This window comes from Mycolicibacterium doricum (assembly GCF_010728155.1).
Taxonomy (GTDB): Bacteria; Actinomycetota; Actinomycetes; order Mycobacteriales; family Mycobacteriaceae; genus Mycobacterium; species Mycobacterium doricum.
The window spans coordinates 1533781-1560206 of sequence record NZ_AP022605.1; the positions used below are offsets into that span (position 1 = coordinate 1533781).

At 68.4% G+C, this 26426-nt stretch carries 24 protein-coding genes, 4 tRNA genes and 1 pseudogene; 10 read left to right on the forward strand and 19 right to left on the reverse strand.

Annotated features, from left to right (window positions below):
- Positions 1 to 3 precede the first annotated feature (3 nt).
- Positions 4 to 675 carry a potassium channel family protein gene (locus tag G6N07_RS07675; RefSeq protein WP_085190892.1) on the reverse strand — a complete coding sequence of 224 codons (672 nt, stop codon included), beginning with the start codon at positions 673 to 675 and terminating at the stop codon, positions 4 to 6.
- A complete protein-coding gene (locus G6N07_RS07680; protein WP_099050216.1) occupies positions 672 to 1340 on the reverse strand; it encodes a potassium channel family protein in 669 nt (222 codons plus the stop codon). Before G6N07_RS07680 ends, G6N07_RS07675 begins: the two co-directional genes overlap by 4 nt.
- A gap of 87 nt (positions 1341 to 1427) precedes the next feature.
- Between G6N07_RS07680 and G6N07_RS07685 the strand changes: the two genes are divergently transcribed.
- The 4 genes from G6N07_RS07685 to dxs all read left to right on the forward strand — a co-directional run bounded on the left by G6N07_RS07685 (position 1428) and on the right by dxs (position 8218).
- On the forward strand, positions 1428 to 3434 hold the full coding sequence (locus G6N07_RS07685; protein WP_197913019.1) for an APC family permease: 2007 nt from the start codon (positions 1428 to 1430) through the stop codon (positions 3432 to 3434).
- Entirely contained in the window at positions 3431 to 4648 is a 1218-nt protein-coding gene (locus tag G6N07_RS07690; protein WP_085190890.1) for a class I SAM-dependent RNA methyltransferase, read from the forward strand. Before G6N07_RS07685 ends, G6N07_RS07690 begins: the two co-directional genes overlap by 4 nt.
- A 308-nt stretch (positions 4649 to 4956) precedes the next feature.
- On the forward strand, positions 4957 to 6276 hold the full coding sequence (gene nhaA / locus G6N07_RS07695; protein WP_085190888.1) for a Na+/H+ antiporter NhaA: 1320 nt from the start codon (positions 4957 to 4959) through the stop codon (positions 6274 to 6276).
- A 28-nt stretch (positions 6277 to 6304) separates the two neighbouring features.
- Entirely contained in the window at positions 6305 to 8218 is a 1914-nt protein-coding gene (dxs, locus tag G6N07_RS07700) for a 1-deoxy-D-xylulose-5-phosphate synthase (RefSeq protein WP_085190886.1), read from the forward strand.
- Here dxs and G6N07_RS07705 read toward each other — a convergent pair.
- From G6N07_RS07705 to G6N07_RS07715, 3 genes are read right to left on the reverse strand one after another with little or no spacing between them, the layout of a single operon-like run.
- Complete coding sequence (locus G6N07_RS07705; protein WP_085190884.1) at positions 8199 to 9908, reverse strand: alkaline phosphatase D family protein; 1710 nt, start codon at positions 9906 to 9908, stop codon at positions 8199 to 8201. The two genes, dxs and G6N07_RS07705, sit on opposite strands and share 20 nt — an antisense overlap.
- Positions 9909 to 9951: 43 nt before the next feature.
- Positions 9952 to 11229, reverse strand: a complete 1278-nt coding sequence (locus G6N07_RS07710; RefSeq protein WP_085190882.1) for an HRDC domain-containing protein — start codon at positions 11227 to 11229, stop codon at positions 9952 to 9954.
- A 1-nt stretch (position 11230) separates the two neighbouring features.
- Positions 11231 to 11812 (reverse strand): DUF3000 domain-containing protein, encoded by a 582-nt coding sequence (locus tag G6N07_RS07715; protein WP_085190880.1) that lies wholly within the window; start codon positions 11810 to 11812, stop codon positions 11231 to 11233.
- Between the two features lie 112 nt (positions 11813 to 11924).
- On the opposite strand from G6N07_RS07715, the gene hemE reads away from it, so the two are divergent.
- From hemE to hemQ, 3 genes are read left to right on the forward strand one after another with little or no spacing between them, the layout of a single operon-like run.
- Positions 11925 to 12989, forward strand: coding sequence for a uroporphyrinogen decarboxylase (hemE, locus tag G6N07_RS07720; RefSeq protein WP_085191159.1), 1065 nt, complete (start codon positions 11925 to 11927; stop codon positions 12987 to 12989).
- Entirely contained in the window at positions 12986 to 14341 is a 1356-nt protein-coding gene (locus G6N07_RS07725; RefSeq protein WP_085190878.1) for a protoporphyrinogen oxidase, read from the forward strand. Before hemE ends, G6N07_RS07725 begins: the two co-directional genes overlap by 4 nt.
- Positions 14342 to 14377: 36 nt before the next feature.
- Positions 14378 to 15082, forward strand: a complete 705-nt coding sequence (gene hemQ / locus G6N07_RS07730; protein WP_085190876.1) for a hydrogen peroxide-dependent heme synthase — start codon at positions 14378 to 14380, stop codon at positions 15080 to 15082.
- Positions 15083 to 15113: 31 nt separating this feature from the next.
- Here hemQ and msrB read toward each other — a convergent pair whose 3' ends face one another.
- From msrB to G6N07_RS07745, 3 genes are read right to left on the reverse strand one after another with little or no spacing between them, the layout of a single operon-like run.
- Complete coding sequence (gene msrB / locus G6N07_RS07735; protein WP_085190874.1) at positions 15114 to 15521, reverse strand: peptide-methionine (R)-S-oxide reductase MsrB; 408 nt, start codon at positions 15519 to 15521, stop codon at positions 15114 to 15116.
- 12 nt (positions 15522 to 15533) lie between these two features.
- Entirely contained in the window at positions 15534 to 16850 is a 1317-nt protein-coding gene (aftC, locus tag G6N07_RS07740; protein ID WP_085190872.1) for an arabinofuranan 3-O-arabinosyltransferase, read from the reverse strand.
- A gap of 21 nt (positions 16851 to 16871) precedes the next feature.
- Complete coding sequence (locus G6N07_RS07745; protein ID WP_085191157.1) at positions 16872 to 18434, reverse strand: alpha/beta hydrolase; 1563 nt, start codon at positions 18432 to 18434, stop codon at positions 16872 to 16874.
- Positions 18435 to 18639: 205 nt separating this feature from the next.
- Between G6N07_RS07745 and zapE the strand changes: the two are divergent.
- Positions 18640 to 19726: pseudogene (zapE, locus tag G6N07_RS07750) on the forward strand (cell division protein ZapE).
- Positions 19727 to 19730: 4 nt separating this feature from the next.
- Here zapE and G6N07_RS07755 read toward each other — a convergent pair.
- The 4 genes from G6N07_RS07755 to G6N07_RS07770 form a co-directional block, all read right to left on the reverse strand.
- Positions 19731 to 20279, reverse strand: a complete 549-nt coding sequence (locus G6N07_RS07755) for a GNAT family N-acetyltransferase (RefSeq protein ID WP_085190868.1) — start codon at positions 20277 to 20279, stop codon at positions 19731 to 19733.
- A gap of 305 nt (positions 20280 to 20584) precedes the next feature.
- Positions 20585 to 21175: a methylated-DNA--[protein]-cysteine S-methyltransferase gene (locus G6N07_RS07760; protein WP_085190866.1), complete on the reverse strand. Its 591-nt coding sequence runs from the start codon at positions 21173 to 21175 to the stop codon at positions 20585 to 20587.
- Positions 21172 to 21648, reverse strand: a complete 477-nt coding sequence (locus G6N07_RS07765; RefSeq protein ID WP_085191155.1) for an RNA polymerase sigma factor — start codon at positions 21646 to 21648, stop codon at positions 21172 to 21174. The genes G6N07_RS07760 and G6N07_RS07765 overlap by 4 nt, the downstream gene beginning before the upstream one ends.
- Positions 21649 to 21863: 215 nt before the next feature.
- A complete protein-coding gene (locus tag G6N07_RS07770; protein WP_085190863.1) occupies positions 21864 to 22340 on the reverse strand; it encodes an SRPBCC family protein in 477 nt (158 codons plus the stop codon).
- A gap of 73 nt (positions 22341 to 22413) precedes the next feature.
- On the opposite strand from G6N07_RS07770, the gene G6N07_RS07775 reads away from it, so the two are divergent.
- Positions 22414 to 22809 (forward strand): helix-turn-helix domain-containing protein, encoded by a 396-nt coding sequence (locus G6N07_RS07775; protein WP_085190861.1) that lies wholly within the window; start codon positions 22414 to 22416, stop codon positions 22807 to 22809.
- A 370-nt stretch (positions 22810 to 23179) separates the two neighbouring features.
- On the opposite strand, the gene G6N07_RS07780 is transcribed toward G6N07_RS07775, so the two are convergent.
- From G6N07_RS07780 to G6N07_RS07790, 3 genes are all read right to left on the reverse strand, one after another.
- Positions 23180 to 23251 (reverse strand) — tRNA-Val (locus G6N07_RS07780).
- A 16-nt stretch (positions 23252 to 23267) separates the two neighbouring features.
- A tRNA-Cys gene (locus G6N07_RS07785) sits at positions 23268 to 23338 on the reverse strand.
- Between the two features lie 27 nt (positions 23339 to 23365).
- Positions 23366 to 23438: transfer RNA gene (locus G6N07_RS07790), tRNA-Gly, on the reverse strand.
- 249 nt (positions 23439 to 23687) lie between these two features.
- On the opposite strand from G6N07_RS07790, the gene G6N07_RS07795 reads away from it, so the two are divergent.
- Positions 23688 to 23762: transfer RNA gene (locus G6N07_RS07795), tRNA-Val, on the forward strand.
- A gap of 311 nt (positions 23763 to 24073) precedes the next feature.
- Here G6N07_RS07795 and G6N07_RS07800 read toward each other — a convergent pair.
- The 4 genes from G6N07_RS07800 to G6N07_RS07820 all read right to left on the reverse strand — a co-directional run bounded on the left by G6N07_RS07800 (position 24074) and on the right by G6N07_RS07820 (position 26385).
- Positions 24074 to 24370 carry a DUF3618 domain-containing protein gene (locus G6N07_RS07800; protein ID WP_085190859.1) on the reverse strand — a complete coding sequence of 99 codons (297 nt, stop codon included), beginning with the start codon at positions 24368 to 24370 and terminating at the stop codon, positions 24074 to 24076.
- Complete coding sequence (locus tag G6N07_RS07805; protein WP_179959961.1) at positions 24367 to 24768, reverse strand: phage holin family protein; 402 nt, start codon at positions 24766 to 24768, stop codon at positions 24367 to 24369. The genes G6N07_RS07800 and G6N07_RS07805 overlap by 4 nt, the downstream gene beginning before the upstream one ends.
- A 74-nt stretch (positions 24769 to 24842) precedes the next feature.
- Positions 24843 to 25619, reverse strand: coding sequence for a GAF and ANTAR domain-containing protein (locus G6N07_RS07810; protein ID WP_085190855.1), 777 nt, complete (start codon positions 25617 to 25619; stop codon positions 24843 to 24845).
- Between the two features lie 268 nt (positions 25620 to 25887).
- Positions 25888 to 26385 (reverse strand): DUF1990 domain-containing protein, encoded by a 498-nt coding sequence (locus G6N07_RS07820; protein ID WP_085190853.1) that lies wholly within the window; start codon positions 26383 to 26385, stop codon positions 25888 to 25890.
- Between the last annotated feature and the right edge of the window lie 41 nt (positions 26386 to 26426).

Here is a 26426-nt window from a genome sequence, read left to right on the forward strand (position 1 = left end):
CGCTCAGGGCTGGCTGCGGTGGCGCAGCAGCAGGTGGCTCAGCTCGCCCTCGACCTGCGCGGAGGCGACGAACAACAGCTCGTCGCCGCCTTCGAGTGGTTCGTCGGCCCCCGGCACGATGACCCGCGGACCGCGAAGGATCGTGACCAGCGCGCAATCCCTAGGCAGTTCGAGACGTTTGACGGGTTTACCACCCCACGGCGTGTCGTCGGGCAGGGTGATTTCCACCAGATTGGCCTGCCCCTTGCGGAACTCCATGAGCCGCACCAGGTCGCCCACGGCGACCGCCTCCTCGACCAGAGATGCCAGCATCCGGGGTGTCGACACCGCTACGTCGACGCCCCAATTCTCGTCGAACAGCCACTCGTTGCGCGGATCGTTGACCCGGGCGACCACCCGCGAGACGCCGAATTCTGTCTTGGCCAGCAGGCTCACCACGACGTTGACCTTGTCGTCGCCGGTGGCGCCGATGACCACGTCGAATTCCTCGAGGCGAACCGACTCCAGCACCGAGATCTCACAGGCGTCGCCGAGCCGCCAGTGTGCGGCCGGTATGGCGTCGACGTCGATGTGGCCGGGGTTGCGTTCGAGCAGGGTGACCTCGTGATTGCTCTCGAGGAGTTCCCGGGCGATGGACCGGCCGACGGCGCCGGCACCGGCGATGGCTACTTTCACGAGTCGTCGCCACTCGGCGGCAGCGCGCTGATCGCCATCGCTTCGGCGATGTGGCCGGCCACCGCGGCGATGTACACCTGATCGCCGGCCTGGATGACGGACTTGGAATCCGGCAGCACACCGCTTCCGAAGCGGATGAGGAATGCCACCCGGCCGCCGGTCGCGGACTCCAGTTCGGTGACGCGGTGGCCGGCCCAATCCTCATGCAGCGGTAGCTCGGCCACCCCGACGTTGCCCGACGGATCGCGCCACTTAGTGGTCTCCGTCTCCAGGGTCAGCACGTTGAGCAGCCGGTCGGTCGTCCACGGGACTGTGGCGATGGTGGGGATTCCCAGGCGTTCGTACACCGCTGCGCGTTTCGCGTCGTAGATGCGGGCCACTACGCGCTCCACACCGAACGTCTCCCGCGCGACACGTGCGGAGATGATGTTGGAGTTGTCACCCGAGGACACTGCGGCAAACGCGCTCGCCTCCTCGATCCCTGCCCGCAGGAGCACGTCTCGGTCGAAGCCCATGCCGAGCACCCGCTCGCCCACGAACTCGGGACTGAGCCGGTGAAAGGCGGTGGCGTCCCGGTCGATCACGGCCACGTCATGACCGATGCGCGACAGGCCGTCGGACAGGGAGGCCCCCACCCGGCCGCATCCCATCACCACTACATGCACGTGCGTTCCCTTCGGCTGTGCTGCTGTCATGTCAGTAGCGAATCTCCGCAACGGGAACGCTACAGCCCTACGTCACTGGGCATACTCTTGGACCTCGTGTCCAAGCTTTCTACCGCGACGCGGCGACTGGTGCTCGGGCGGCCGTTCCGCACCGACCGGCTTTCCCACACGCTGTTGCCCAAACGGGTCGCGCTACCGGTGTTCGCCTCGGACGCCATGTCATCGGTGGCGTACGCACCGGAGGAAATCTTCCTGGTGCTGTCGGTGGCCGGCTTGGCTTCATATGCCATGGCGCCGTGGATCGGCCTCGCAGTGGCCGGTGTCATGCTGATCGTGATCGCCAGTTACCGGCAGAACGTGCACGCATACCCTTCCGGCGGAGGCGATTACGAGGTGGTGACCACCAACCTCGGGACGACCGCCGGCCTCACGGTGGCGAGCGCGCTACTGGTCGACTATGTCCTCACAGTCGCCGTCTCGATGGCCTCGGCAATGTCCAACATCGGGTCGGCGATCCCGTTCGTCGCCGAGCACAAGGTGCTGTTCGCCGTCGTTGCCATCGTGCTGTTGGCGGCGGCCAATCTACGGGGCATTCGCGAGTCCGGCACCGCGTTCGCGATCCCGACATACCTGTTCATGCTCGGGATGTTCGTCATGCTCGGTTGGGGGCTGTTCCAGATCTACGTTCTGGGGGAGCCGCTGAGGGCGGAGTCGGCCGGCTTCGAGCTGCACGCCGAACACGACGACATCCTCGGATTCGCGCTGATCTTCCTCGTTGCCCGGGCCTTCTCCTCGGGTTGCGCCGCGCTGACCGGCGTCGAAGCGATCAGCAACGGCGTCCCGGCATTCCGTAAGCCGAAGAGCCGTAACGCCGCGACGACGCTGGCGTTGCTCGGTGTGATCGCCATCACTCTTTTCATGGGGATCGTCGTGCTGGCCCAGGCGACCGGCGCCAAGGTGGCCGAGCAGCCGGCTGAACAGCTGGGCGGGGCCCCGGAGGGGTACCAGCAGAAGACGCTCATCACCCAGCTCGCCGATGCGGTCTTCCACGGATCGTCCGTCGGCGTGCTGCTGATCGCGGGCGTGACCGCGCTTATCCTCGTGCTGGCCGCCAACACGGCCTTCAACGGTTTCCCGGTTCTCGGCTCGATCCTGGCCCAGGACCGCTTCTTGCCGCGGCAGCTGCACACGCGCGGCGATCGCCTTGCCTTCTCGAACGGCATTCTGATGCTGGCTTTCGCCGCCATCGCCTTCATCGTGGCCTTCCGCGCCGAAGTCACCGCCCTGATCCAGCTCTACATCGTCGGGGTGTTCGTCTCGTTCACGCTCAGCCAGATCGGCATGGTGCGGCACTGGACGAGGCTGCTGCGCACCGAGACCGACGCGGCGGTGCGTCACCAGATGATGCGCTCGCGGGTCATCAACGCCGTCGGCCTGACGTGCACCGGGACGGTCCTGGTCATCGTGGTGGCGACGAAGTTCGTTGCGGGCGCCTGGATTGCGATCCTGGCGATGGGCAGTTTGTTCATCGTCATGAACTCGATCCGCAAGCACTACGACACGGTGTCGCGCGAACTCGAACAGCAGGAGGCCGACCAGGGCCAGGACATCGTGCTGCCGAGCCGTAACCACGCGATCGTGCTGGTGTCCAAGCTGCACCTGCCGACGTTGCGGGCGTTGGCGTATGCGCGTGCCACCCGCCCCGACGTGCTCGAGGCCATCACCGTGAGCGTCGACGACGCCGAGACCCGCGCGCTGGTGCGCCAGTGGGAGGACAGCGACGTCACCGTGCCGCTGAAGGTGATCGCCTCGCCCTACCGCGAGATCACCCGCCCGGTTCTCGATTACGTCAAGCGGGTGACCAAGGAATCGCCGCGTACGGTCGTCACCGTGTTCATCCCCGAGTACGTCGTCGGACACTGGTGGGAACAGCTATTGCACAACCAGAGTGCGTTGCGGCTCAAGGGCAGGCTGCTGTTCATGCCCAATGTGATGGTGACCTCGGTTCCGTGGCAGCTGAACTCGTCCGAACGGCTCAAGACCCTGCAGCCGCAGTCCGCGCCGGGAGATGCCCGAAGGGGATTCTTGGAGTGAGCGGATCCGACGGCGCTCCACAGGAGCTCCTCCTCGAGGCCGGTCCGCCGGCCAACGGCGGCAGCTGCGTCGCGCGCCACGACGGCAGGGTCGTGTTCGTCCGGCATGCGCTGCCGGGGGAGACCGTGCGGGTCCGCGTGCAGAGCGACCGCGGGTCCTACTGGCACGCCGACGTCACTGAGGTGATCGAACCCTCACCCGACCGGATCCCGTCGCTGTGCCCGATCGCCGGTGTCGACGGGGCCGGATGCTGCGACCTGGCATTCGTCACGCCGGAGGGCGCACGAAGACTCAAGGGCGCGGTGGTGGCCAACCAACTCGCCCGGTTGGGTGGATACCAGTGGTGTGACGAGGACCGGGCCAGTGCGGAGGCGATCGGCGACGGTGCCGCGACGCAGTGGCGCACCAGGGTCCGGCTGGACACCGGCCCCGACGGCGAACCCGGATTTCACCGCTATCACAGTGAGGATCTGGTCACCGATCTACGGTGCGCCCAGTTGCCGCCCGAACTGATCGACGGCGTTCACCTGCTGCGGTTCCCGCCCGGCGCGCATGTGCACGTCGCGGTCGACGACGACGGTGACCGCCACATCGTGCAGAGCGGACCGCGCTCGGGCCGCGGCCGGCCGACGACGACGGTGGTGTCCGGCAGCTACGAGGCCATCCAGCGTGTCGGCGGACGGGTGTGGCGGGTGCCGGTGACCGCGTTCTGGCAGGCTCACCGCGCCGCCGCGCGCCGCTACAGCGAGTTCGTCGCGCAGTGGGCGGCACTGCGTCCCGGCCAGACGGCGTGGGATCTTTACGGCGGCGCAGGGGTTTTTGCGGCGGCGCTGGCGGACCAGGTCGGGGACCACGGCCGGGTCCTGACGGTGGACACCTCCCGGACCGCGGGCCGGTCGGCGCGCGCCGCACTGGCCGACCTGCCGCAGGTGGCCGTGGTCACCGATTCGGTGCGCCGGGCCCTGTCTGCGGAGAGGGACGCCGCCGACCTGGCGGTGCTCGATCCGCCGCGCGCCGGCGCAGGGCGCGAGATCATCGACGCGATCAGCGCCGCCGGGGTGCCGCGCATCATCCACATCGGGTGCGAGGCAGGTTCATTCGCCCGCGATGTCGGGTTGTACCTGCGCGCCGGCTACGCGGTCGCACAGGTGCGGGTCTTCGACTCGTTCCCCCTCACCCATCACGTCGAATGCGTGGCCGTGCTGACCCGGTGAACACTGTTCGCCAGGCATGGCGACCGCTGTGCCCCGCGAGCGGTCGAGGACGGAGGGCTTTCGTCCAAGCAGGAACGCGTTGCGTGAGCTCTACAACGTTTTTTGTCGTTAACCCCCCCATTAACCCCCCTACGCTCACGTGCCTCGCAGATACAGCGGCGGAACTCCGCCCCATGAACGGATCCGGGTGTTGACCCGCAGTGCCCCGCGGCCGCAGAGCCGATAGGGTTGGATCTCGGTGCGCCGGGAAGTCTGGTCGGTCAGGGTGGCAACCCTGTGCTGATGCCGGCCGACCCAAAAGGACTTCCGTGACACTTTTCCGCCGCGCCCGCCGCGACCTGTTGGAGCGGGGCTCATGGGCAGAGTCCCGCCGGATCGCCGAGATTCTGCAGAAGGAAACCGTGGGCGGGGCCGTGCTGTTGGCCGCGGCGACCGTGGCGCTGGTGTGGGCGAACTCACCCTGGTCGGCCGCCTATTTCTCGCTGCGTGATCTGTCCGTCGGCGGTGAACCGTTCGGACTCCACCTGCAGCTGACGCTGGGCACCTGGGTTGCCGACGGAATGCTGGCGATCTTCTTCTTCGTGGTGGGGCTCGAACTCAAACGCGAATTCGTCGCCGGCGATCTGCGTGAACCCGCTCGGGCCGCGCTGCCGATCGCCGCCGCGGTCGGGGGGATGGTGGTGCCCGCGCTGATCTTCGTGGCGTTCACTTTCGAGGCAGGCGAGGGTGCGGTCAAGGGCTGGGCCATCCCCACGGCCACCGACATCGCGTTCGCCGTCGCGGTCCTGGCGGTGATCTCGACGCATCTGCCCACCGCTCTGCGGACCTTCCTGCTGACGCTGGCCGTCGTCGACGATCTGCTCGCGGTGACCGTCATCGCGGTGTTCTACACCCAGGAGATTTACCTGGGAGCCCTCGGGCTGGCGCTGATCCCGCTGCTGCTTTTCGCGATCTGCGTACAGCGCCGGATCCGGTCCTGGTGGCTGCTGATCCCACTCGCCCTCGCCACCTGGGTGTTGGTGCACGAATCCGGTGTGCACGCCACCGTCGCCGGTGTGCTGCTCGGCTTCACGGTCCCGGTGGTCCGCAGCGCTGCCGCCGGGGGACCCGGCGCCGGGCCGGGCCTGGCCGAACACTTCGAACACCGTGTGCGCCCGATCTCGGCCGGGGTGGCGGTGCCGCTGTTTGCGTTCTTCGCCGCAGGTGTGTCGATCGGGGGCCTCGACGGCTTCGCCAGAGCGATGTCCGACCCCATCGCGCTGGGCATCGTGGTCGGCCTGGTGGTCGGCAAACCCGTCGGGATCTACCTCACCACCCGGGTCCTGGCTGCGGTGACCCGGGCGAACCTGGACGAGGCGCTGCGGTGGATAGACGTGTTCGGCGTGGCGATGCTGGCCGGTATCGGTTTCACGGTGTCGCTGCTCATCGGCGACCTGGCCTACGGACTGGCGTCCGATCGTGACGATTTTGTGAAGGTCGGGGTGCTCACGGGATCGGTGGTCGCGGCGTTGCTCGCCGCCGTGCTGTTGAGACTCCGCAACCGTCACTACCGGGCAGTTTGCGAGCAGGAGACCGTCGATACGGACCGTGACGGAGTACCCGACGTGTATCAGTCTCGGCGCGACTGAGCCCCGGGGTGGTGCGTAGACTGACGGAATGCTTGAACAGATCCGCGGTCCCGCCGATCTGCAGCACCTTTCGCAGTCACAACTGAGCGGATTGGCCGGGGAGATCCGCCAGTTCCTCATCCACAAGGTCGCTGCCACCGGCGGGCATCTTGGCCCGAACCTCGGCGTGGTGGAGTTGACGCTCGCCCTGCACCGGGTCTTCGACTCACCGCACGATCCGCTCATCTTCGACACGGGCCACCAGGCGTATGTGCACAAGATGCTCACCGGGCGTTCCCGCGAGTTCCACTCGCTGCGGAAGAAGGGCGGCCTCTCGGGCTATCCGTCGCGCAGCGAGAGCGAGCACGACTGGGTGGAGTCGAGCCACGCCAGCGCCGCGCTGTCCTATGCCGACGGTCTGGCCAAGGCCTTCGAGCTGACCGGGCACCGCAACCGCCACGTGGTCGCCGTCGTCGGCGACGGCGCTCTGACCGGCGGCATGTGCTGGGAGGCGCTGAACAACATCGCGGCCGCGCGCCGCCCCGTGGTGATCGTCGTCAACGACAACGGACGCAGCTACGCGGCCACCATCGGCGGGTTCGCCGACCACCTGGCCGCCCTGCGGCTGCAGCCCGGATACGAGCGGGTGCTCGAGGAGGGCCGCAGGGCCGTCCGCGGGCTGCCGGTGATCGGCGAGTTCTGCTACCAGTGCATGCACAGCGTCAAGGCCGGCATCAAGGACGCGCTGTCACCCCAGGTGATGTTCACCGACCTCGGCCTGAAGTACGTCGGCCCCATCGACGGCCACGACCAGCACGCCGTCGAGTCGGCGCTGCGCCACGCCCGCGGCTTCAACGCCCCGGTCATCGTGCATGTCGTCACCCGAAAGGGCATGGGTTACGCCCCCGCCGAGAACGACGAGGCCGAACAGATGCACTCCTGCGGCGTCATCGACGTCGCGACCGGACGCGCCACCAAAGTCTCGGCGCCCGGGTGGACGTCGTCGTTCTCCGAGGCGCTCATCGACTACGGCACCAAGCGCCGCGACGTCGTCGCGATCACCGCTGCCATGCCCGGCCCCACCGGGCTCAGTGCATTCCGCGACCGGTTCCCGGATCGGTTCTTCGACGTGGGTATCGCCGAACAGCACGCGATGACGTCCGCGGCGGGGCTGGCAATGGGTGGCCTGCACCCCGTGGTGGCCATCTACTCGACGTTCCTCAACCGTGCTTTCGATCAGCTGATGATGGACGTCGCGCTGCACAAGCTGCCGGTCACGCTGGTCCTCGACCGCTCCGGTGTCACGGGTCCGGACGGCGCCAGCCACAACGGCATGTGGGATCTCTCGGTGCTGGGCATCGTGCCGGGGATACGAGTCGCCGCGCCCCGCGACGGCGCGCGGTTGCGTGAGGAGCTCGGCGAGGCGCTCGACGTCAACGACGGCCCTACCGCAATCCGTTTTCCCAAAGGCGACGTCGGCGAGGACATTCCGGCAGTGCACCGGTACCGCGGGGTCGACGTGCTGGCGGAGCCGGCTGACGGCCTATCCGAGGATGTCCTGCTCGTGGCGGTCGGTCCGTTCGCGTCGATGACGCTTACGGTCGCCGAACGCCTGCGCAAGCAGGGCATCGGTGTCACCGTCGTCGACCCGCGCTGGGTGCTCCCGGTGCCCCGCGTGCTCACCGAGTTGGCCGCCGCGCACAAGCTCGTGGTCACCGTCGAGGACAACGGCCTGCACGGTGGGATCGGCTCGTCGGTGTCGGCGCTGCTGCGTCACGCCGAGGTCGACGTACCGTGCCGTGATCTCGGCCTGCCGCAGCAGTTCTACGACCACGCCTCGCGGGGGGAGGTGCTGGCCGACGTGGGTCTGACCGACCGCAACATCGCCCGGCAGATCACCGGCTGGGTGGCCGCCCTCGGTGCGACGCCGGTCGACGCCGAGGTCAGCGAGCGACTGGACTGACGGCCGGTGTGCGCCCACCAAGCGGGAGCCTGGCGACTTCCCGGAGTTCGGTCGAGGGGTCGGGCTGTTCGAACCGCATTTCGGCCTGACGGCCCGACAGCATCAGCGTGGCAATGGTGTTCCCGAACACCGGTCCAGCGGTGTTGGTCCAGCTGACGGTCAGCTCTGGGGACCCGTGCCGCCGGGCCCAGCGCCGCATGATGGGAGCGAGCCGCCGCGACCAGCCGAGCTTGAACACCGGCTTCACATACGAGGGCACATAGTTGTGCACTGGTGAACATACCAACTGGTGCACGGTGGCCGTCTCGTCGGTGATGCCTGTCATGGTGGCTTTCGCCGCGTAGCTGTGGTGCACGTCGCCGGAGAGCACGGTGATCGTCGCCGGACCGCCCGGATGCGTCGCGGCCCGGCGGATCATCGTGGTCAATCGCAGGAACGACTTAACGAACGCCGGCCAGTGCTCCAGATCCGCTACCTGACGGACCTTTTCGGCGGGGACGCCGCGCCACCCCGGTCGGTCGGCGGAGATCTCGTTGACGGTCTGGAGATCGGACAGCGCGGGCGGCATCAACCACGGCACCGAGGATCCCAGCACCAGGTGGTCGACCTGGTCGAGGCCGTCGGCCGCCTGCTCCTCGAGCCAGGCGAACTCGCGTTCACCGATCATCATCCGTTCGCGGGAGGCCAGGATGCGGCCGTTGCGCGTGTCCATCATGATGAAACGGTTGCGCCCGAGATCCCACCGGTAGCTGAACCGCACCCCCTTGTTGGTGTCCACTTCGGCGTCCGCGCGGTCGGCCAGCTCCACCAGGACCGGCCACACGTCGCCGTCGACGGCACGCATTTTCTGGTAGTCCTCGTCGGCCGCCAGCTCGTCGGGGCTCAGGTTGCCGATGTGCTGGTACACCCAGTAGGACGCCAGCCCGGCCCGGATGCGGTCACGCCACCACGGTTGGGCGTCCATCTCGGCGCGCCAGGCCGCCGAGGTGTTCCAGTCGTCGCGGATGTCGTGATCGTCGAAGATCATCGCGGTGGGAACCGTGGACATGATCCAGCGGATCTCCGGGTCCGACCACGAATGCCGGTAGAGGCCCTCGTATTCGCCGAAGCTGACCACCTCGTCCGGCGGCCGCTGGCCGTGTTTGGCCCGCCACCGGCGCCTCCCCGTCAGATGCCGACGGGCCTCCGGGGTCAGTTCGTCGGCGTAGACCTGATCACCAAGCAGGATCAGCAGATTCGGCCACTCACTGACGGGGAGCCGAGCCATCCGGTCCGCATAACGGTCCAGCGCATCCGCGCCGAGTTTCTCGTCGACCTCCTCGACACCGGTCTTGGGGTAGCGGCAGGAGCCGAACACCGCACGCAACCGCTCGGTGCTCACCGGTCCGCGAGTGCGAATCACGCTGGCCGGGAAAGGGCTGTCCGGCAGCGGCCACACCAGTTCGCCGTCGATGTGCACCTGGTACTCGGTCGACGAATCCGGTGCGAGTCCGGTGACGGTGACCAGCGCATAGTGGTGGTCTTTCACTTGGAAAGTTCTTGAGCTGCAGCCCAGTACGGCCACCGTCGCGGGACAGTCGGTCTGCACCCACAGCACGGCGGTGGTCTCGCCGACGTGCCGCAGAGCGGGTCCGAGCAACAGCTCCCTGGTCTTGTCGGGGGAGTTGGCCGGCGTTTCAGTGGCACTCACCCCTCGGCCGTTCCCTCTTCGTCAATCACTCAAACGGGGCGCGTCACTCGGCGGCGTTGGCGGCGAGCGCCGCAGTCAGCACCGGCACCACCAGGTCGCGTTGCCACGGGCGCACCGCGGCCGCCACCAGGAACTCCTCGACCGCGGCGGCGATGTCGGTGACCGGCTTCCAGTCCCAGCACAGCCGGCGTACCACATCCGGGGTGACGAGGTTCTCCGACGGCACGGAAACCCGCTCCGACAACGCGGAGAGACCAGCGCGGGCGGCTTCCAGGCGCGCCGCCGCCTCGGGTTTGCGGCGCGCCCACCGTGATGGCGGGGGCGGACCGTTCATCGGCTCGGCCGAGTCGGGCAGATCCGTGGTGTGGCGCGCCCGGTCGAGCGCGTCGAGCCATACCTGCGCGCTGCGGCGTTGCCGGGCGCCGCCGAACACCGGTAGCGCGGTGAGCTTCTCGACGCTGTCGGGATCGGCGGTGGCAGCGTTGATGATCGCGGTGTCGGGCAGGATGCGCCCCGGCGCTATGTCGCGTCTGCGGGCGATGTGGTCGCGCGTGGTCCACAACTCGCGCACCGCTGCCAGCGCCTGGGGGCTGCGCACCTTGTGGATACCGGAGGTCCGGCGCCACCGGTCGCGGCGGGTCGGCGCCGCTTCGTAGGTTCGCAGATGTTCGAATTCCTGCATGGCCCAGTCGGTCTTGCCTTGGTCGTCCAGTACCGCGGCGACCGCGTCACGGAGTTCGAGCAGCACTTCGACGTCCAGCGCGGCATAGTTGAGCCACTCGTCGGGGAGCGGGCGCTTGGACCAGTCGGCGGCGCCGTGGCCCTTCATCAGCTGCAGCCCGAGCAGGTCGGAGACCATCGTCGCCAGGTTCACCCGGGCAAAGCCGGCCAGTCGTCCGGCGAGTTCGGTGTCGTAGAGCTTCGGCGGCCGCATGCCAAGTTCGGCCAGGCACGGCAGATCCTGGTCGGCGGCGTGCAGCACCCATTCGCCGCTGTCGAGGACATCGGCCACCGGGGCCATCACCATGGTCGGGTCCTCGCCGTGGTTGACCGGATCGATCAGCACCGTGCCCGCGCCTTCGCGCCGGATCTGCACGAGATAGGCGCGGTTGGAGTACCGGAACCCCGACGCACGCTCGGCGTCGATGGCGAACGGGCCGTGACCCCCGGCGAGCAGTTCGGCCGCGGCGAGAATCTCGTCAGTTGTCACCGCAAGGCCGGGCACCCCGTCGGCCGGAGCGAGCAGCGGGATGGCCGCCGCAGCTGTGCTTGCGTCTTGCGGATCGGGACCCTCGAGGTCCGGGTTCGGCGTCTCGCTCATCTCACGCGCGGGTGCGTGAGCTGAGGTCGGTCACCCCGGTGGGCGGCAGCCCCGCGGCGTGCTCCAGCACTTCGCAGAAGGCCTCCACGTGCGGACCCAGTTCCAGTGTGGTGGCGGTCCACGACGCCCGCATTTCCAGCTGATGCGCGCGCGGAGGACCGGAGATGTCGCCGTACCGCACCGACGTGGTTGCGGTGACCGTCCCGCCCAGTGCGGTGGCCTGCTCAGACCTGGAGTCCAGCGCCTCGACCAGCCAACTCCACGCCACCTCCGGCAACAGCGGGTCCACCGCCTCGCTGGAGTCGAGGTCGGCCTGGATGTAGGCCACCAATCGCATGGTGCCGTCCCAGGCCTCGGCGCCCTCTGGGTCGTGCAGCAGGATCAACCGGCCGAAGGCATCGCCTTCGGAACGTTCGGGCACGATCGCGGTCTCGGGATGCCGGATCTCCGCGCCGAGTGCGTAGCTGTAGGGCGCCAGCCGCTGCGGCGGGCGGATCGGGCCGAGTTCGATCTCCGGCCGTACGGTGGTGGCATTCATCGCCGCCACCGCAGCACGGAACTGGGCCGGTTCGGCGGTGGTCACGCGGGTGACGCTAGACCATCCGGCCACACGTGCGCGCAGGCGCGCCGAACCGACCCCCGATGGTGATCCGGCCATCCGCGGACGGTTGCCGGTCGTGGCAGCATTGGGGGCGATGAACACCCGCCGTGAACTGCCCGACTCGCCCTATCTCGCCGCCGCTCGCGGCCGCAAACCTGCCCGGGTGCCGGTGTGGTTCATGCGGCAGGCGGGCCGCTCGCTGCCCGAGTACCGGGCGGTGCGGGCGCGCAACACCATGATGCAGACGTGCTTCGACGCCGAGCTGATCACCGAGATAACGCTGCAGCCGGTGCGCAGGCACGGCGTCGACGCCGCGATCCTCTTCTCCGACATCGTCGTCCCACTGCGTGCGTCGGGCATCGCGTTGGACATCGTGCCCGACGTGGGACCGGTGATGGACCATCCGGTGCGCACCGCCGCCGACGTCGCCGCGATCAGACCGCTCGAGCGGCAGACGATCGAACCTGTCGGACAGGCGGTGCGGATGCTCACCGCGGCACTCGGCGACGTTCCCCTGATCGGCTTCGCCGGCGCCCCGTTCACGCTCGCCTCGTACCTGGTGGAGGGGGGGCCGAGCAGGCACCACGAACGCACCAAGGCCATGATGCTCGGTGCGCCCGACACCTGGCACGCGCTCATGTCGGCACTGACCGACGTGACGATCGCCTTCCTGCAGGCCCAGGTCGACGCGGGAGTCGACGCCCTGCAGCTGTTCGACTCGTGGGCGGGCATGCTGTCGTTGGCCGACTACCGGGCCTACGTGCTGCCGCACAGCACGCGCGTGTTCCAGGCGCTCGCACCCGCAGGTGTGCCCATGACCCACTTCGGTGTGGGCACCGCCGAGTTGCTTGGCGCCATGTCCGAGGCCATTTCCGCGTCCGGCGCGCCCGGTGTGGTTGGCGTGGACTGGCGCACCTCGCTCACGGATGCCGCGCGCCGGGTCGAGCGCGGCAGCACGCTACAGGGCAACCTCGACCCGGTTGTCCTGCTGGCCGGGTGGCCGGTGGTCGACCGCGCGGTGCGGGCCGTGGTCGAGGACGGCAGGCAGGCCGTCGACGCCGGCGCGGCGGGTCATGTGTTCAACCTCGGGCACGGCGTGCTGCCCGCGACCGATCCGGAGATCGTGACCGCCACCGTGGAGCTGGTGCATTCGTTGTGAGCCGGAGATACTGCGTTGTCGGGGGCGGTATCTCGGGTCTTGCGGCGGCCTACCGGCTGCGGGTGACCACCGGGCCGGACGCCACGATCACCGTCTTCGACCCCGCCGACCGCCTCGGCGGAGTCTTGCGCACCGAACAGGTCGGCGGTCAAGTGCTCGACGTCGGCGCCGAGGCATTCGTCGCGCGACGGCCGGAGGTGCCGGCACTGCTCGCCGAACTGGGATTGGCCGGCCGCCAGGTCGGCACCACCGGCGCCCGCCCGCTCATCTACAGCGAGGGCCGGCTACACCAGATGCCACAGCACACCATCCAGGGCATCCCGTCCGGGGCGGTGTCGATGGCGGGGCTGGTCGACGACGCAACGATCGCTTGCATCACCGACGAACCCATGCGGCCGCTGCGCTGGCGCCCCGGCGCCGACCCCAGCGTGGGTGAACTGGTCGCCGACCGTTTCGGCGAACAGGTGGTGGCCCGATCGGTCGATCCGCTCCTGGGCGGCGTGTACGCCGGGTCGGCGGCGTCGATCGGGTTGCGCGCGGCCGCCCCCACCCTGGCCGCCGCGCTCGATCGCGGTGCGCGAAACCTCACCGAAGCCGTGCGGGAGGCTCTGCCGCCGCCGGCGCCGGGCTCGGTCTTCGGAGCCGTCGACGGCGGCTACACGGTGCTTGTGGACGCGCTGCGCCACCAGGCCGGCGTCCACTGGGTCCAGGTGGGCGTCGAGCGGGTCGATCTGGTGGGCCGGGGCGTCGACATCGTCGACGACGAGGGCAACCGCTGGCCGGCCGACGCGGTGGTGCTGGCGGTGCCCGCACCGCGATTGCCTCGGCTGGTCGAACACATCGCACCACGCACCGCGACCGCCGCACGACGGATCCCGGTAGCCTCGGCCGCGGTGGTCGCGCTGGCGTTGCCCGGTGGCACACCGCTGCCGCAACAGTCCGGGGTGCTGGTGGCCAGCGGCGAACGTCTGCGCGCCAAGGCGATCACCCTTTCCTCCCGTAAATGGGGCCGGCGCGGGAACGCCGAACTGGTGCGGTTGTCCTACGGCCGCTTCGGTGACGACCTGGCCCGCAGCACCGGCGACGAGGACCTACTGGCCTGGGCCGCGGCGGATCTGACGACGGTGTTCGGCATCGACGCCGAACCCGTCGACAGCCACGTGCAGCGCTGGATCGACGCGATGCCGCAGTACGGACCGGGCCACGCCGATCTGGTGGCCGATCTGCGAGCCGGTCTACCGAAGGCGGTCTCCGTGGCCGGCGGCTACCTGGACGGCATCGGTGTGCCCGCCTGCGTGGCCTCGGCCAGCCGGGCGGTGGCGTCGCTGGCCACCTCGGCCGCGGCACGATAGAACCATGGCACGATAGAACCATGGCACGATAGAACCATGGCCAAGCTCGACTTCGACGCGCTCAACTCCACCATCCGCTATCTCATGTTCTCGGTGTTCTCCGTGCGGCCGGGGGAGCTGGGTTACGAGGAACAGGCGCGCACGGCGGTCGTCGACGAGACCGCCACCTTCCTCAAACAGCAGGAGGAACGTGGGGTCGTGGTCCGCGGGCTCTACGACATCGCGGGGATGCGGGCCGACGCCGACTTCATGATCTGGACCCACGCCGGCAACGTCGAGGCGCTGCAGGCCACCTACTCCGACTTCCGCCGCACCACCGGGCTCGGCCGAGCCAGCACACCGATGTGGAGCACCGTCGCGCTGCACCGTCCCGCGGAGTTCAACAAGAGCCACATTCCGGCTTTCCTGGCGGGGGAGGACCCGGGCAACTACATCTGCGTCTACCCGTTCGTCCGGTCGCTGGAGTGGTACCTGCTGCCCGACGACGAGCGCCGTCGCATGCTTTCCGAGCACGGTATGGCCGCGCGTGGATACAAGGACGTCCGCGCCAACACGGTGCCGGCGTTCGCGCTCGGTGACTACGAGTGGATCCTCGCCTTCGAGGCGCCGGAACTGCACCGCATCGTCGATCTGATGCGTGACCTGCGGGCCACCGACGCCCGGCGCCACGTCCGCGAGGAGACCCCGTTCTTCACCGGACCGCGCGTGGGCGTCGAGGAACTGGTCGCGCGGCTGCCGTAGGGCAGCGTCGGTGAGGTGGTCCGCGCGGTCGTCAGCCCGTCGGGACCAACCTCAGCGAGATGGAGTTGATGCAGTACCGCTGGTCGGTCGGCGTCGGATAGCCCTCGCCTTCGAACACGTGGCCCAGGTGGCTGTGGCAGTTCGCGCACACCACCTCGACCCGTCGCATCCCCAGTGAATCGTCGGGCCGCAGGATGACCGCGTCGGAATCGGCCGGGTCGAAGAACGACGGCCAGCCGCAATGGGATTCGAACTTCTCAGTGCTGCGGAACAGTTCGGCGCCGCAGGCCCGGCACTGATAGACACCCTCGGTCTTGGTGTCGGTGTACTCGCCGGTGAACGGCCGCTCGGTGCCGGCGCGGCGCAGCACCGCGAATTCCTCGGGAGTGAGCTTGCGGCGCCACTCGTCGTCGGTCAGTTGCACCTTCGGAGCAGTCATGACCCCAAGCTACTACGCCGTCGGCGCCGCACGTCTGACCTCAGCGGCATCCCCGGCGGGGTCGGCCAGCCAGGGCGGGTCGATACCCCGGTCGAGGCGGCCGTCGGCCTTGGCGTCGAGGTAACGGAAGTACAGCACGGCGAAGACCACCACCAGCATCAGCGACCAGCCGTAGGTCACCTTCATGTATTCCAGGAACCGGCCGGTGGTGGGCCACCGCCACATCAGCCACCTGTCCATCGTCATGAATCCGTACACCGCCAGCCACGCCGGCCAGTTGCGCAGCACCGAGTTGGGCAACACCACCGTCATCAGGAACGGGAACAGCATCATCGAGTAGTAGGCCTGGCCCAGCGACAGCACCAGGAACGACGCGATCAGCAGCACCCCCGAGGACGTCAGCATCCAGAAGCGCGGGTCGCGGGTGCGATAGAAGCGGTACAGCAGCACCAGGCTGCCGACCGTGAGCGCCAGGAAGAGTATCCGCAGCGCGAGGATCAGCAGTGGCGGCAGGCCGTAGTAGATCCCGTTGCCCTCGATGGAGCTGTTGAAGTAGTCCCGGGTGCCCATGATGTAGGGCACCGTGCGGGTGACGAAGTTCATCGGGTCGCTCACCAGCGGCCAGGCCGCGAGGTTGAACGCCGCAGGTACCGCGACGGCCGTGACCAGTGACCGCCACTGACCGTTGAGCAGCGGCAACAACAACAACGGCGCCAATGACGGTTTGACGACCAGTGCCAGGCCGATCGCCACGCCGGCCAGCCACTCGTGGCTGCGTCTGCCGTCGAGCAGCCAGCGGAAGAACAGCACCTCGGCCAGCAGCATGAAGCCGTTGATGTTGGTGAAAACGATGGTGTTGGTGACCGATTCGGTGCAGTACATCGCGAGCACCAGTGCCGGGGCCGCCACCGAGGTCAGCGTGTAGTTGAACATCCGCAGCAGGAAGTACGCGGCGAGCAGAGTGGCGAGGCTGTTGAGCGTGAAATACCAGTTGCGCGAGGCGAATTCCGGTAGGAAGCCGAACGGCGCCAGCAGCAGGGTCCCGCCCGGCGGGTAGAGGTAGTGCGGGTCGACGTGGTCGAAGTGCTCGTTGTAGATGTCCAGCCCCAGGCGCAGATTCGACACCGCGCGGTAGACCGGCCCGAAGTCGTCGGTGATGTAGCCGTTGGTTCCCAGGACGTAGGTGCGGTGGATCACCGTCATGATGGCCAACGGCCACAACACGCTGCGCAGTACCGTTGCCGCGCCGGGGGGCGACGTGCGTGGCCGGAAGGCGTTGGACAGGCCGGTGCGAAGAGAATCTGCTGCCGCCACGAGCGAACCGTACACCGACGCTGCGCCGCCGAGACGTCAGGCCGGACAGTACGTGTCGGTAGCCGGCGGGGCGCCGTTGTCGACGTAACTCACCACGGGTGCCAGTGCGCACGGGGAGTAGACGCTCGCCCCGTGGCCGATGCCCTGCCACATGACGCGCTTGTTGGATGCCCCGGCGTTGAGGATCGTCGCCGCGACCGCCGCGACCCCTTCGTTGCCGACGATGGGGTCGTTCTGGACGCCCAGCAGCAACACGGGCACCGACAGGTCCTTGGGTTCTGCGGGCGCTGACCCGCTCGGCCAGTTGAGGCATTTGACCAGGTCGAGGGCACCGACCACGCCGAACTGGGGATACTGCTTACCCCAGGCCACCACCAGCTCGCGCACCCGGTCGGGGGTCGGGCGGCTGAGCGCGTCGCTGCAGGAGTTGACGAACTGACCGTCGGTCTGGCGCAGCCCCTCCGCGTCGGCGATGAGAGCTGTCAGCCGGGCGGTGTCGCCGGTGCGGGCGCCGGCCAGCGCCGCCCCGAGATCGTTGGTGGACGTGGCACCGTCGCCCTTCGGGAACGCCAGCGCCGTGGAGATCGCTTCGGTGACTGCGGCCACCGACGCCCCGCCGGGTCCGTCTCCCGATCGGGCCGCCGACAGCAGCCCGTCGACGACACCTTTGGGGTCGGGGGCGGCCGGGCAACCGATGGCCACACACTGCGCAGCCCAGGCGTCGAGCGCCGCCTGCTCACCCTTGACCCGCTGTTCTGCGGCGGCCTCGGCGCCGATCGCCAGCGGCAGCGGCGAGTCGAGCGCCAAGCGGGCCACCTTGTTGGGGTGCGATCCGGCGTAGGCCAGCGCCACCTGGGCACCGTTGCCGATCCCGAGCAGCGCCAGCGCCGGCACGTCCCAGGTACTGCGCAACCGCTCGAGGTCTTCGGCGGCGTGCGCGTTGTCATAGGCCGAGTCCCCGGGCGCGATGGTGTCGGTGCAGCTGGTCGTCGCCGTCATCGTGATGGCGCCGAGGTTGGCGACCGGATCGTCACCGTAGGAGAACTGGGCCTGCTCGATCATCTCCTGACGGTCGTAGAGGTCGCGGCACTCCAGCGCCCCGGACATGCCGATGCCCCGACGGTCGACGGCGACGATCGGATGCTGGTCGACCACAGCCGGGGAGCGCGCCAGCCACACCGGCAGCTGCACCGAGGACGGCAGGTCGGAGCCGGTCGTCATCACCACCGGTCCGGCGTCCTGCGGCGTGCGCGGCGACGTCGCGCGTACGACACCGATGGTCACCGTGCCCGTGGCGCCGTCGATGGGGTCGAGGTCGGCGTCGTAGGTCGCGCAGTCCAGCGTCACACCCGGCGCCGGGTCGACGTCGGCGTCCCCGAACACCTGATCCGTGCATTCGCGCCAGGACAGGTCGTTCTTCGGCACCTCGACCGCGGGCGGTCCGGCCTGCTGTTGGGTGGTCTCGGGCTGGCCCTGCGGCCGCGCGCCGTCGTTGGTGGCGAACCGTGGGTTGGCCGCCAGTCCCGGCGCACAGCCAGCCAGCACCAGTGCGACCGTCGACAGGCTCACGGCCCGGAGCAACTGGGGGTGTCGACGCATGGTGACCACAGTAGCGAGGTCGGCAGTACAGTCGGCAGTACAGAGAGCCGTCGTCGCCGGTGAGGACGTTGCTGTGGCCCTGCGGTGTGCGGTCTCGCCCCGCCCGGTGACGATGCGCTGCGCCTCACCGCCGCAGTGCCGGGGCCCACCTTCGGCCCGGCCTCCCGACCTGCCCGGACCGTCGCGCCGCCGTCCACGTCGAGCCGTGGATCCGGGCAAATCAACGAGTGCAGCACGTCGCTACGCTGCTTGGCATGCCTGGGTCCAATGGTGCGCCGAATCAGCCCGACCATCTCGTCGACCGGCATCCCAGCGTCACCCCCGAACGCCTGGTGGCGCAGTTGGTGCCGCCGCCGACGTTCACCCACGTCAGCTTCGACAACTACCGGCCCGATCCGGCTGAACCGTCACAGGCCGCAGCGGTGGAGGCGTGCCGCGCCTTCTGCGCCGACGCGGTGACGCGGCGGGCGGGCAAGAAGAAGCTCTTCGGCAAGCGTGAGGTGTTGCCGGGTGTCGGGGTCTACCTCGACGGCGGGTTCGGGGTGGGCAAGACACACCTGCTGGCATCGTCGTACTACGAGCTGCCCGAACCCAAGGCATTCGCGACGTTCGGGGAGCTCACCCAGCTGGCGGGGGTGTTCGGGTTCGTCGAGAGCGTGGAACTGCTCGGCGACTACGTCGTGCTGTGTATCGACGAATTCGAACTCGACGACCCGGGCAACACGACACTGATCTCGCGACTGCTCTCACAGCTCGTCGAGCGCGGCGTGTCGATCGCGGCGACGTCGAACACCCTGCCCGAGCAGCTGGGCGAGGGCCGGTTCGCCGCACAGGACTTCCTGCGCGAGATCAACACGCTCGCGTCGATCTTCACCACGGTGCGGATCGAGGGGCCCGACTACCGGCATCGTGATCTTCCGCCTGCGCCGGAACCGCCCACCGACGCGGAGGTCACCCAGCGGGCCGAGGGGACCGCGGGTGCGACACTCGACGACTTCGATGCGCTGTGCGCGCATCTGGCCACCATGCATCCGTCGCGGTACCTGTCGCTGATCGAAGGCGTCACGAAGGTGTTCATCACCGGGGTGCACCCACTCGACGATCAGAGCGTCGCGCTGCGCCTGGTGTCGCTGACCGACCGGCTCTACGACGCGGGCATCCCCGTGGTGGCCTCGGGGTCGAAGCTCGACACGATCTTCAGCGAGGAGATGCTGGCCGGTGGGTTCCGCAAAAAGTATCTGCGGGCGACATCGCGGTTGCTGGCGCTGACCGCAGCGGGTCAGGCGTCGTAGCGGCTCACCGGCTTTCGAGCGGGCAGACCATCACGAAATCGTTCTCCACCGCGGTGCCGAGGCGGAACGTCCTGGTGCCCGTCACCGCGAAGCGGTGTTTGGCGTAGAACCGTTGCGCGCGCCGATTCGCCTGGTTGACGCCCAGCCACACACAGCGGCACCCGGTCTCGCGGGCCAGGGCGAGTGCCTCGGTCATCAGCGCCGAGGACACGCCGGTGCCGTGGCTCTCCGGTAGGACGTAGATCTTGGACAGTTCGATCGCCGGGCGCGACGAGACCGCGCGGTGTATGTCGTCGTCGTCGGGCAGACCGCGGATCAGCATGGCATAGCCCACGATTCGTCCACCGTCGCGCGCGGCGAGTACGACGCGGCCAGGGTCGGCGAGGTAGTCGGCGAACCGCTGCTGCGAGAGGTTCTCGGCGACGAACGCGGCGACGTTCTCGGCGGTCACCGACTCCGGACACGCCAGCGGGAAGGTGCTGGCGGCGACGTCGGCGAGTTCGGGAAGGTCGGCGGTGGTGGCCGGGAAGACCTGCGGGGGTAGACGTTTCACTGCCTGAGGGGGATGTTTCACTGCCCGAGGGGTTGGTAGGCCTCATTTGTGTGGGGCCGCGGAACTCGAGGGTGATCGCCATCGCGTACGGCACCGCCACCTTGATCGGTTGCATCACGACGTTGGCGCGCCTGACCTGATTGCGCGGCATGCGCGGCGGGTGGCCGAAGCCGGGCGCCGCGGTCAGCATCAGCATCAGAAGCGGGCGCCGCGGTCAGCATCAGAAGCGGGCGCATGGTTTCCCTCCCTAGGTGTGCACCGGATAATGGCACACCGTGTGGGGGCGACACAGCCGATGGGTCGGCTCAGGCGCTCTCGAGTCGCAACAGCGCCGCCTTGGCGGGCGCCCCGCCGACGTACTGGCCGGCCGCGCCGTCCGAGCGGACGACTCGGTGGCACGGGATCACCACCGGCAGCGGATTGTGCGCACACGCACTGCCTACGGCCCGCACCGCCTTCGGGTTGCCGACCGCGGCGGCCACCGCGGCGTAGCTGGCCCGCTCGCCGTAGCCGATGGCGCGCAGCTGCTCGACGACGCTGCGCCGGAAACCGTCGGTGAGCCGCAGGTCCACCGGAACGTCGAACGCGGTGCGTGCCCCGGCGAAGTACTCGTCGAGCTGACGCGCCACGGGGTCCAGCCGCTGCGGCGCCCACAGGATGCGCGGGCTGATCCTGACGGCGAGGGTCGCCAGCACGGCGGTGTGATCCTCGACGTCGTAGGCCACCCGTACCAGACCGGCGGGGGTGGCGGCCAGTAGCAGAGTGCCTACCGGGGTATCGATGGTCCGGTAGGCGACGTCGAGAAGGCCTGCGGTGTCGGCCTCGGCGTTCAGCTTGGCGTGCAACCGGGTCAACGCGGCGTCGTCGGTGGGTGCGGCGAACATGTCGGCGGTCATCGAAGGGTCTCCTGCCGGTAGATCGAGCGCAGCTTCTTGAGGCCGTCGGCGCAGGCGCGGCGGGCGGCGTCGGGGGAGTTGTCGAGTAGTACGGCGATCTCGGCGAAGGGCAGCCCCGCGATGTGGTGATAGGCCACGGCCTGTCGCTGCTTGCCGGGAAGCGATGCGAGCGCGGCCCACAGGTCGGGATGACGGTCCGCGGGGTCGTCGCGGCCGGACGGGCGGTCCGGGACGGTGTCGGTCGGGACGGCCCGACGGGAGTTGGCACGGCCGACGTCGAGTGCGCGCCGGTGCGCGATCGTCACCAGCCAGGCTTCGACGTTGGCGTCGGCGGGCAGGCCCGGGTAGGCGCGCAGGGCGGACAGGAACGTCTCAGACCAGGCGTCCTCCGCGTCGACGGGTCCGACGACGGCGCGGCACACCCGCAGTACGGTCGAGCCGTGTCGGGCTACCACGTCTTCGAACGGTCGCATCCTCACATCTTGTAGACGCCGCCCGTGGATGTGACGTGAGATCAGTTCTTCGTGGCGGCGGTGATCGAGTTGGTGTTCGAGCGGTTCGTCTTGCACGGTCTTGATGGCCTCGATCAGTCGTCGAGGGGGGACAGGGCGCGCGATCGGACCGTCGAATGGGTCAACCCAGGTTGACGATCGCTGGCGTCAGCTAATGGTTGACGCGGAATCCGAATTTAGCTGCGGACGTAGCCACGCCGCACCGCACGGTCGAGGATTCCCAGGGTGGCGCGTAAGGCTGTTTCGGAGATGACCGGGAAGATGCCTGCCTCACGCCACTTGTCATCGATTCGCGACCAGTCGTAGAACGACGTGACAACGGTGCCCTCTGCAGTGGGTTCGAGGGTGTATCCGTAGACGTGCCCGATCTGCGGGCGAATCTGCCCGAGTACCGTCCAGGCGATCAGCCTGTTGGGCTCGAACTCTCGGATTGCCACTGTCACGTCGTATTTGCCCATCGGGAAGTCATTGAGCGCTTCACGGTCCATATGGACGACGAAGGTGTCGCCGACCGCCGAAACCGGTTGTCCGTCGGCGGCCTGCAGCATTCCCGAGGAGTCGATCGCCACGTGTCCCTGGGGATCGCAGAGCACCTCGAAGATCGCTTCGGGTGGGGCGGAGATCACGCGGCGGACCTCGATGCATTCGGTCATGACGACGATCGTGTCAGCACCGGGCTAGCCGCGAACGGGTTTTCGAGGGTTTGCCGAGGGGTACCGAAGTACCGTGACGGACCTTGACGGCTCTCCGACCAGCGGCCCCCGCCCGCCGGGTCTGCGACGATCGGTAGCGTTCATCCACGAAAACGCCGACAGCGACATCGGTCTTGCGGAGATCGCAGCGGCGGCGAACCTCACGGCACGGGCGGTGCAGTACATGTACCGCAGGCACCTGGGGGTAACGCCGCTCGAATACCTGCGCTGCGTTCGCCTTCATTTCGCCCACCGCGATCTTGAGGCCGCCGACCCCGCGGTCGACACGGTGAACTCGATCGCCGCCCGGTGGGGGTTCTCGCACGCGGGGCGGTTCAGTGTGGCGTATCGGCGCATGTACGGGAGGCAACCGAGTGCGACACTTCGGACCACTCGGCAGGCCCGTGACCGCGAGCGCTTCGGCGCATAGCGCACGCCGCGCCGCGGCGATCGGACACCGCCGTATAAGAACGCCGCTGCGCATTGCGCGCCGCGGCGTTGTTCGTTTCCCGCGGGCGGTGCAGCACATCCGTACGGGCGCCTGGCGTCGCGTGGCCATTCTGTGCGATGCGCCCCCCGCGGGCCAGTGTCGCTCAGCCCCTGGGGTTGGTCAGAGTGCGATCTCGCCGAGCTTCGCTGCTGAACCCCACGGAGACCTCGGGAGCCTCATGCCCGCCCTGCCATGGGCGAAACAGGCATGAGGAATTACAGCCGAGATGTGATCCACGGCCGACAGTCATCGAGATGTCCGCAAATGCGACAAAGACCTGGCGTGAATCGGGCGTGATAGTCGAACGTCGTGCGCGATACTGGGATTGAACCAGTGACCTCTTCCGTGTCAGGGAAGCGCTCTCCCGCTGAGCTAATCGCGCCGGAAATCTTCATCGGAGGTGGAGACGGGAATCGAACCCGTGTGCACGGCTTTGCAGGCCGTTGCCTCACCACTCGGCCACTCCACCGCTGGGGTTGATGCTTGCTGCACCTCGAGCGGATGACGGGATTCGAACCCGCGACCCTCACCTTGGCAAGGTGATGCGCTACCAACTGCGCTACATCCGCGCGCCACGGGCGAGATCGTCGTCCGTCGCGATGCAGAACGATAGTGCACACATGCCTGGCCACACAAATCCCTTAGGCCGCACCGGTCCCGGCGCCGTTTTCCACACCACGGTCGTCGCTCCGAAGGCGACAGGACCCTGGCGTACGCGTCTATGGAGGCCCGACGGTGAGCAGCGGATTCCGCCTTGACCGGCGGTGCATGCTAGTCTTCGACGTCGTTCGGTCCACTCGGTTAGGCCGATCCCACCCGGTCTCGTAGCTCAGTGGGAGAGCGTCCGCCTCACACGCGGAAGGTCGCTGGTTCGAAACCAGCCGGGACCACCACCAAGCCAGCTACTGCGGTACACCTGTCCTCACCGTGGGAAGTTCTCCATCGTGCCCGGCCGCCCGGTTGACCCCGTCACCGAGGGCGAAATTCCGGTAGAGTCGCGCCGTCAGCCACCGCCGCGGCTCTGCGCAGACAATCACATGGCCGGCGCCGCGCGACCACACTGAGGAACCCGGCCGCGATCAGGCCGCCCATATCGTCGACAGCCGACCACTGCCCTCGCCGCGGCTGCGAGTTCCACCGGATCGAAGGGCAGCGCCAAGGCCGCCAGGAGCGGCGCCGGGCGCGCGCATCGACGTGTCTACGCTCAGTGGCGCCGGCGCCATACGACGACGCCCAACACGACGGCTACCGCCGCGGCGACCGCGGCGACCGGCACCGACTTCTGCGCCTTGTCGGCGACGAGGTGCTGCGCCGTGTGTGCATTGTCAGCGACGCGCTGCTTCGTCTGGTCGACCTTGCCCCTCGCCTGCTGTTTGACGTCGAGTTTGGCCGACAGCGCCTCGACGGTCTCTCCGAGTTCATGGCGGGTGGCCTCGATGTCGGCCTCGATGTCGTCCACTCCGGCGTCGAGTCCGGGTTCTGGGCGGTCAGGTGTGGTCATGACGCTCGGTCCTTCGCCTCTTGGATGTCTGCCTTCACCGTTTGGACGGTTCGGGGGGCGGCAGGGGTCACTTCCTCGGCCTGCTTCTTGCTGACCAGCGCCGCGATCCCGGCGATGAGGAACAGCACCAGCGCGACGATCAGTGCCGCAGCCCAGACGGGCAACACCAGCGACAGCGCCGCCACCGCCGCGGCGATCACCGTCGTCAGCCCCAGGAAGGCGAAAAGCCCTGCGACGCTCAGCAGTCCGGCTCCGATGCCGACGTGCTTCGCGGACTCCTGGAACTCCCTCTGCGCCAACCGCAACTCGTCGCGTACCAGCCGCGACGTCTGGGTGGACAGTTGGCTCATCAGTTCGCCGAGCGACGCGTCGGCGCCCGGATTCGAGTCGAGACTCATCACGCACCAACCCCTCTGTGTTGACTTCTGGAAACGGTGGTGCCCCGGCGTCGACGGACTGAAACCTCGCCGCGTCAGATTTCGGACGACGTCGCTTTCCTCGTCAGGTCGGTCGCGACCCGGGTGAGGGGGACGTTGGAGTCCTGCGAGAGTTTGCGCAAGAGCGCGAACGCCTGCACCGCGTCGACGCTGTAGCGCTCCATGATCATCCCCTTGGCCTGTCCGATGACGTCGCGGCTGGCCAGCGCCTGCCTGAACTGTTCGTCGCGGCGCGCAGAGTTCCACGCCACCGAGGAGTGGGCGGCGAAGATCAGTCCGATCTCGCGTGACTCTGCACCGAACGCTTCTGGTCGGTCGGCGTAGACGTTGATCGCGCCCATCGTCTCGTTGGCGATGAACAGCTGGAACGCCATGATGGACCGGACCGGCGTCCGCTCCAGGGCGTCTCGCCGATATCGCGGGAACCGGTCGTCGCTCGCCAGGTCGGGGACATGGACCGTGCGTTCCTCCCACGCTGCGGTCAGGCACGGCCCTTCGCGGTGGCGTTCCTGGATCTCGTCGAGCATGATCGGCCACTTGTGCGAGGCTGCCGGTGTGTCGATCTTTTTCCCGTTGCGGCTCACGGTCACTCCCGCGTAATCCGCGCCCGGAATCTCTGCCGCGGCGTGTTCGACGAGTTCGGCGATCACCACGTCTGCATCGGCGTCGGTCCGACCGTGCAATTTCTGCACGAGTTCGGCGATCCGCCGGTGCACTCCATCACCGCCGGCAAGTTCATTCACCAGCACATTCCGATCATCTTCCTCCGATAAGTCGCTTAAGGTTACCGCCCCAGCCACCGGAAGATGCATGAACAGAACCCGTCGACCCCGTCGCGGCGTGACGACCTGCGACGCCACCGGTTCTGGTTCGGCGCAAGCGTTCGTGCTTCCAGGTTGGCGGCGGGGACTTGCACATCGCCCACGCCGTGAAGGGCGGGACGCTGATGACGCCGGCACTGGTGACCGGCTGGCTGTTGCTCGGGGCGGACGCACGGGTGGCGGTCGTCAGCGTTGTCCACGCTGGCCGTGCTGACCTATCAGATCGACATGCACGTGCGTCCGGACCGCAGATGAGGTCTCAGAGCGCCCGCAGGTAGCGCCGGGTGACCCCGCGTTGCAGCACTGAGGTGACGGGGCCGGCCAGCCTGCTCCACCATGTGCAGTGCCGCGAGAACGCCGCCACCTCGGCATACACCCGGTCGGTCGCCCGGTCGTAGCGCACGGCGAACAGCTCCTCACCGGTCTCCGCGTGCCCGGGCAGTGTGCCGTAGGCGAAGCCGCGACGGTCGGGTTCGTCGACGACGTAGACGACGCGGCACGGCGCCTTCACCGGCCCGAAACCGACGATCACCTCGGAACCCACCTGGGCGACGTCGGTGGTCGGCCGGACGCGCAACCCTGCGCCGCGCAGCATCCCCCAGCGCATCACCGCGTCGGCAGCCTCGTCGAAGCGGGCGCGGCCGGACCCGATCACCGCGGACTCACGCACATGGTGGTATCCGGGCGGCATCGGTCCGGCCGTCGCGCCGACTTCGCGGTAGGTCAAAGGGACATCGGCGAGGTCGCTGAGCTTCACCCCGCCACCTTCTCACCGCGTGCTCCCAATACGGTGAGCGG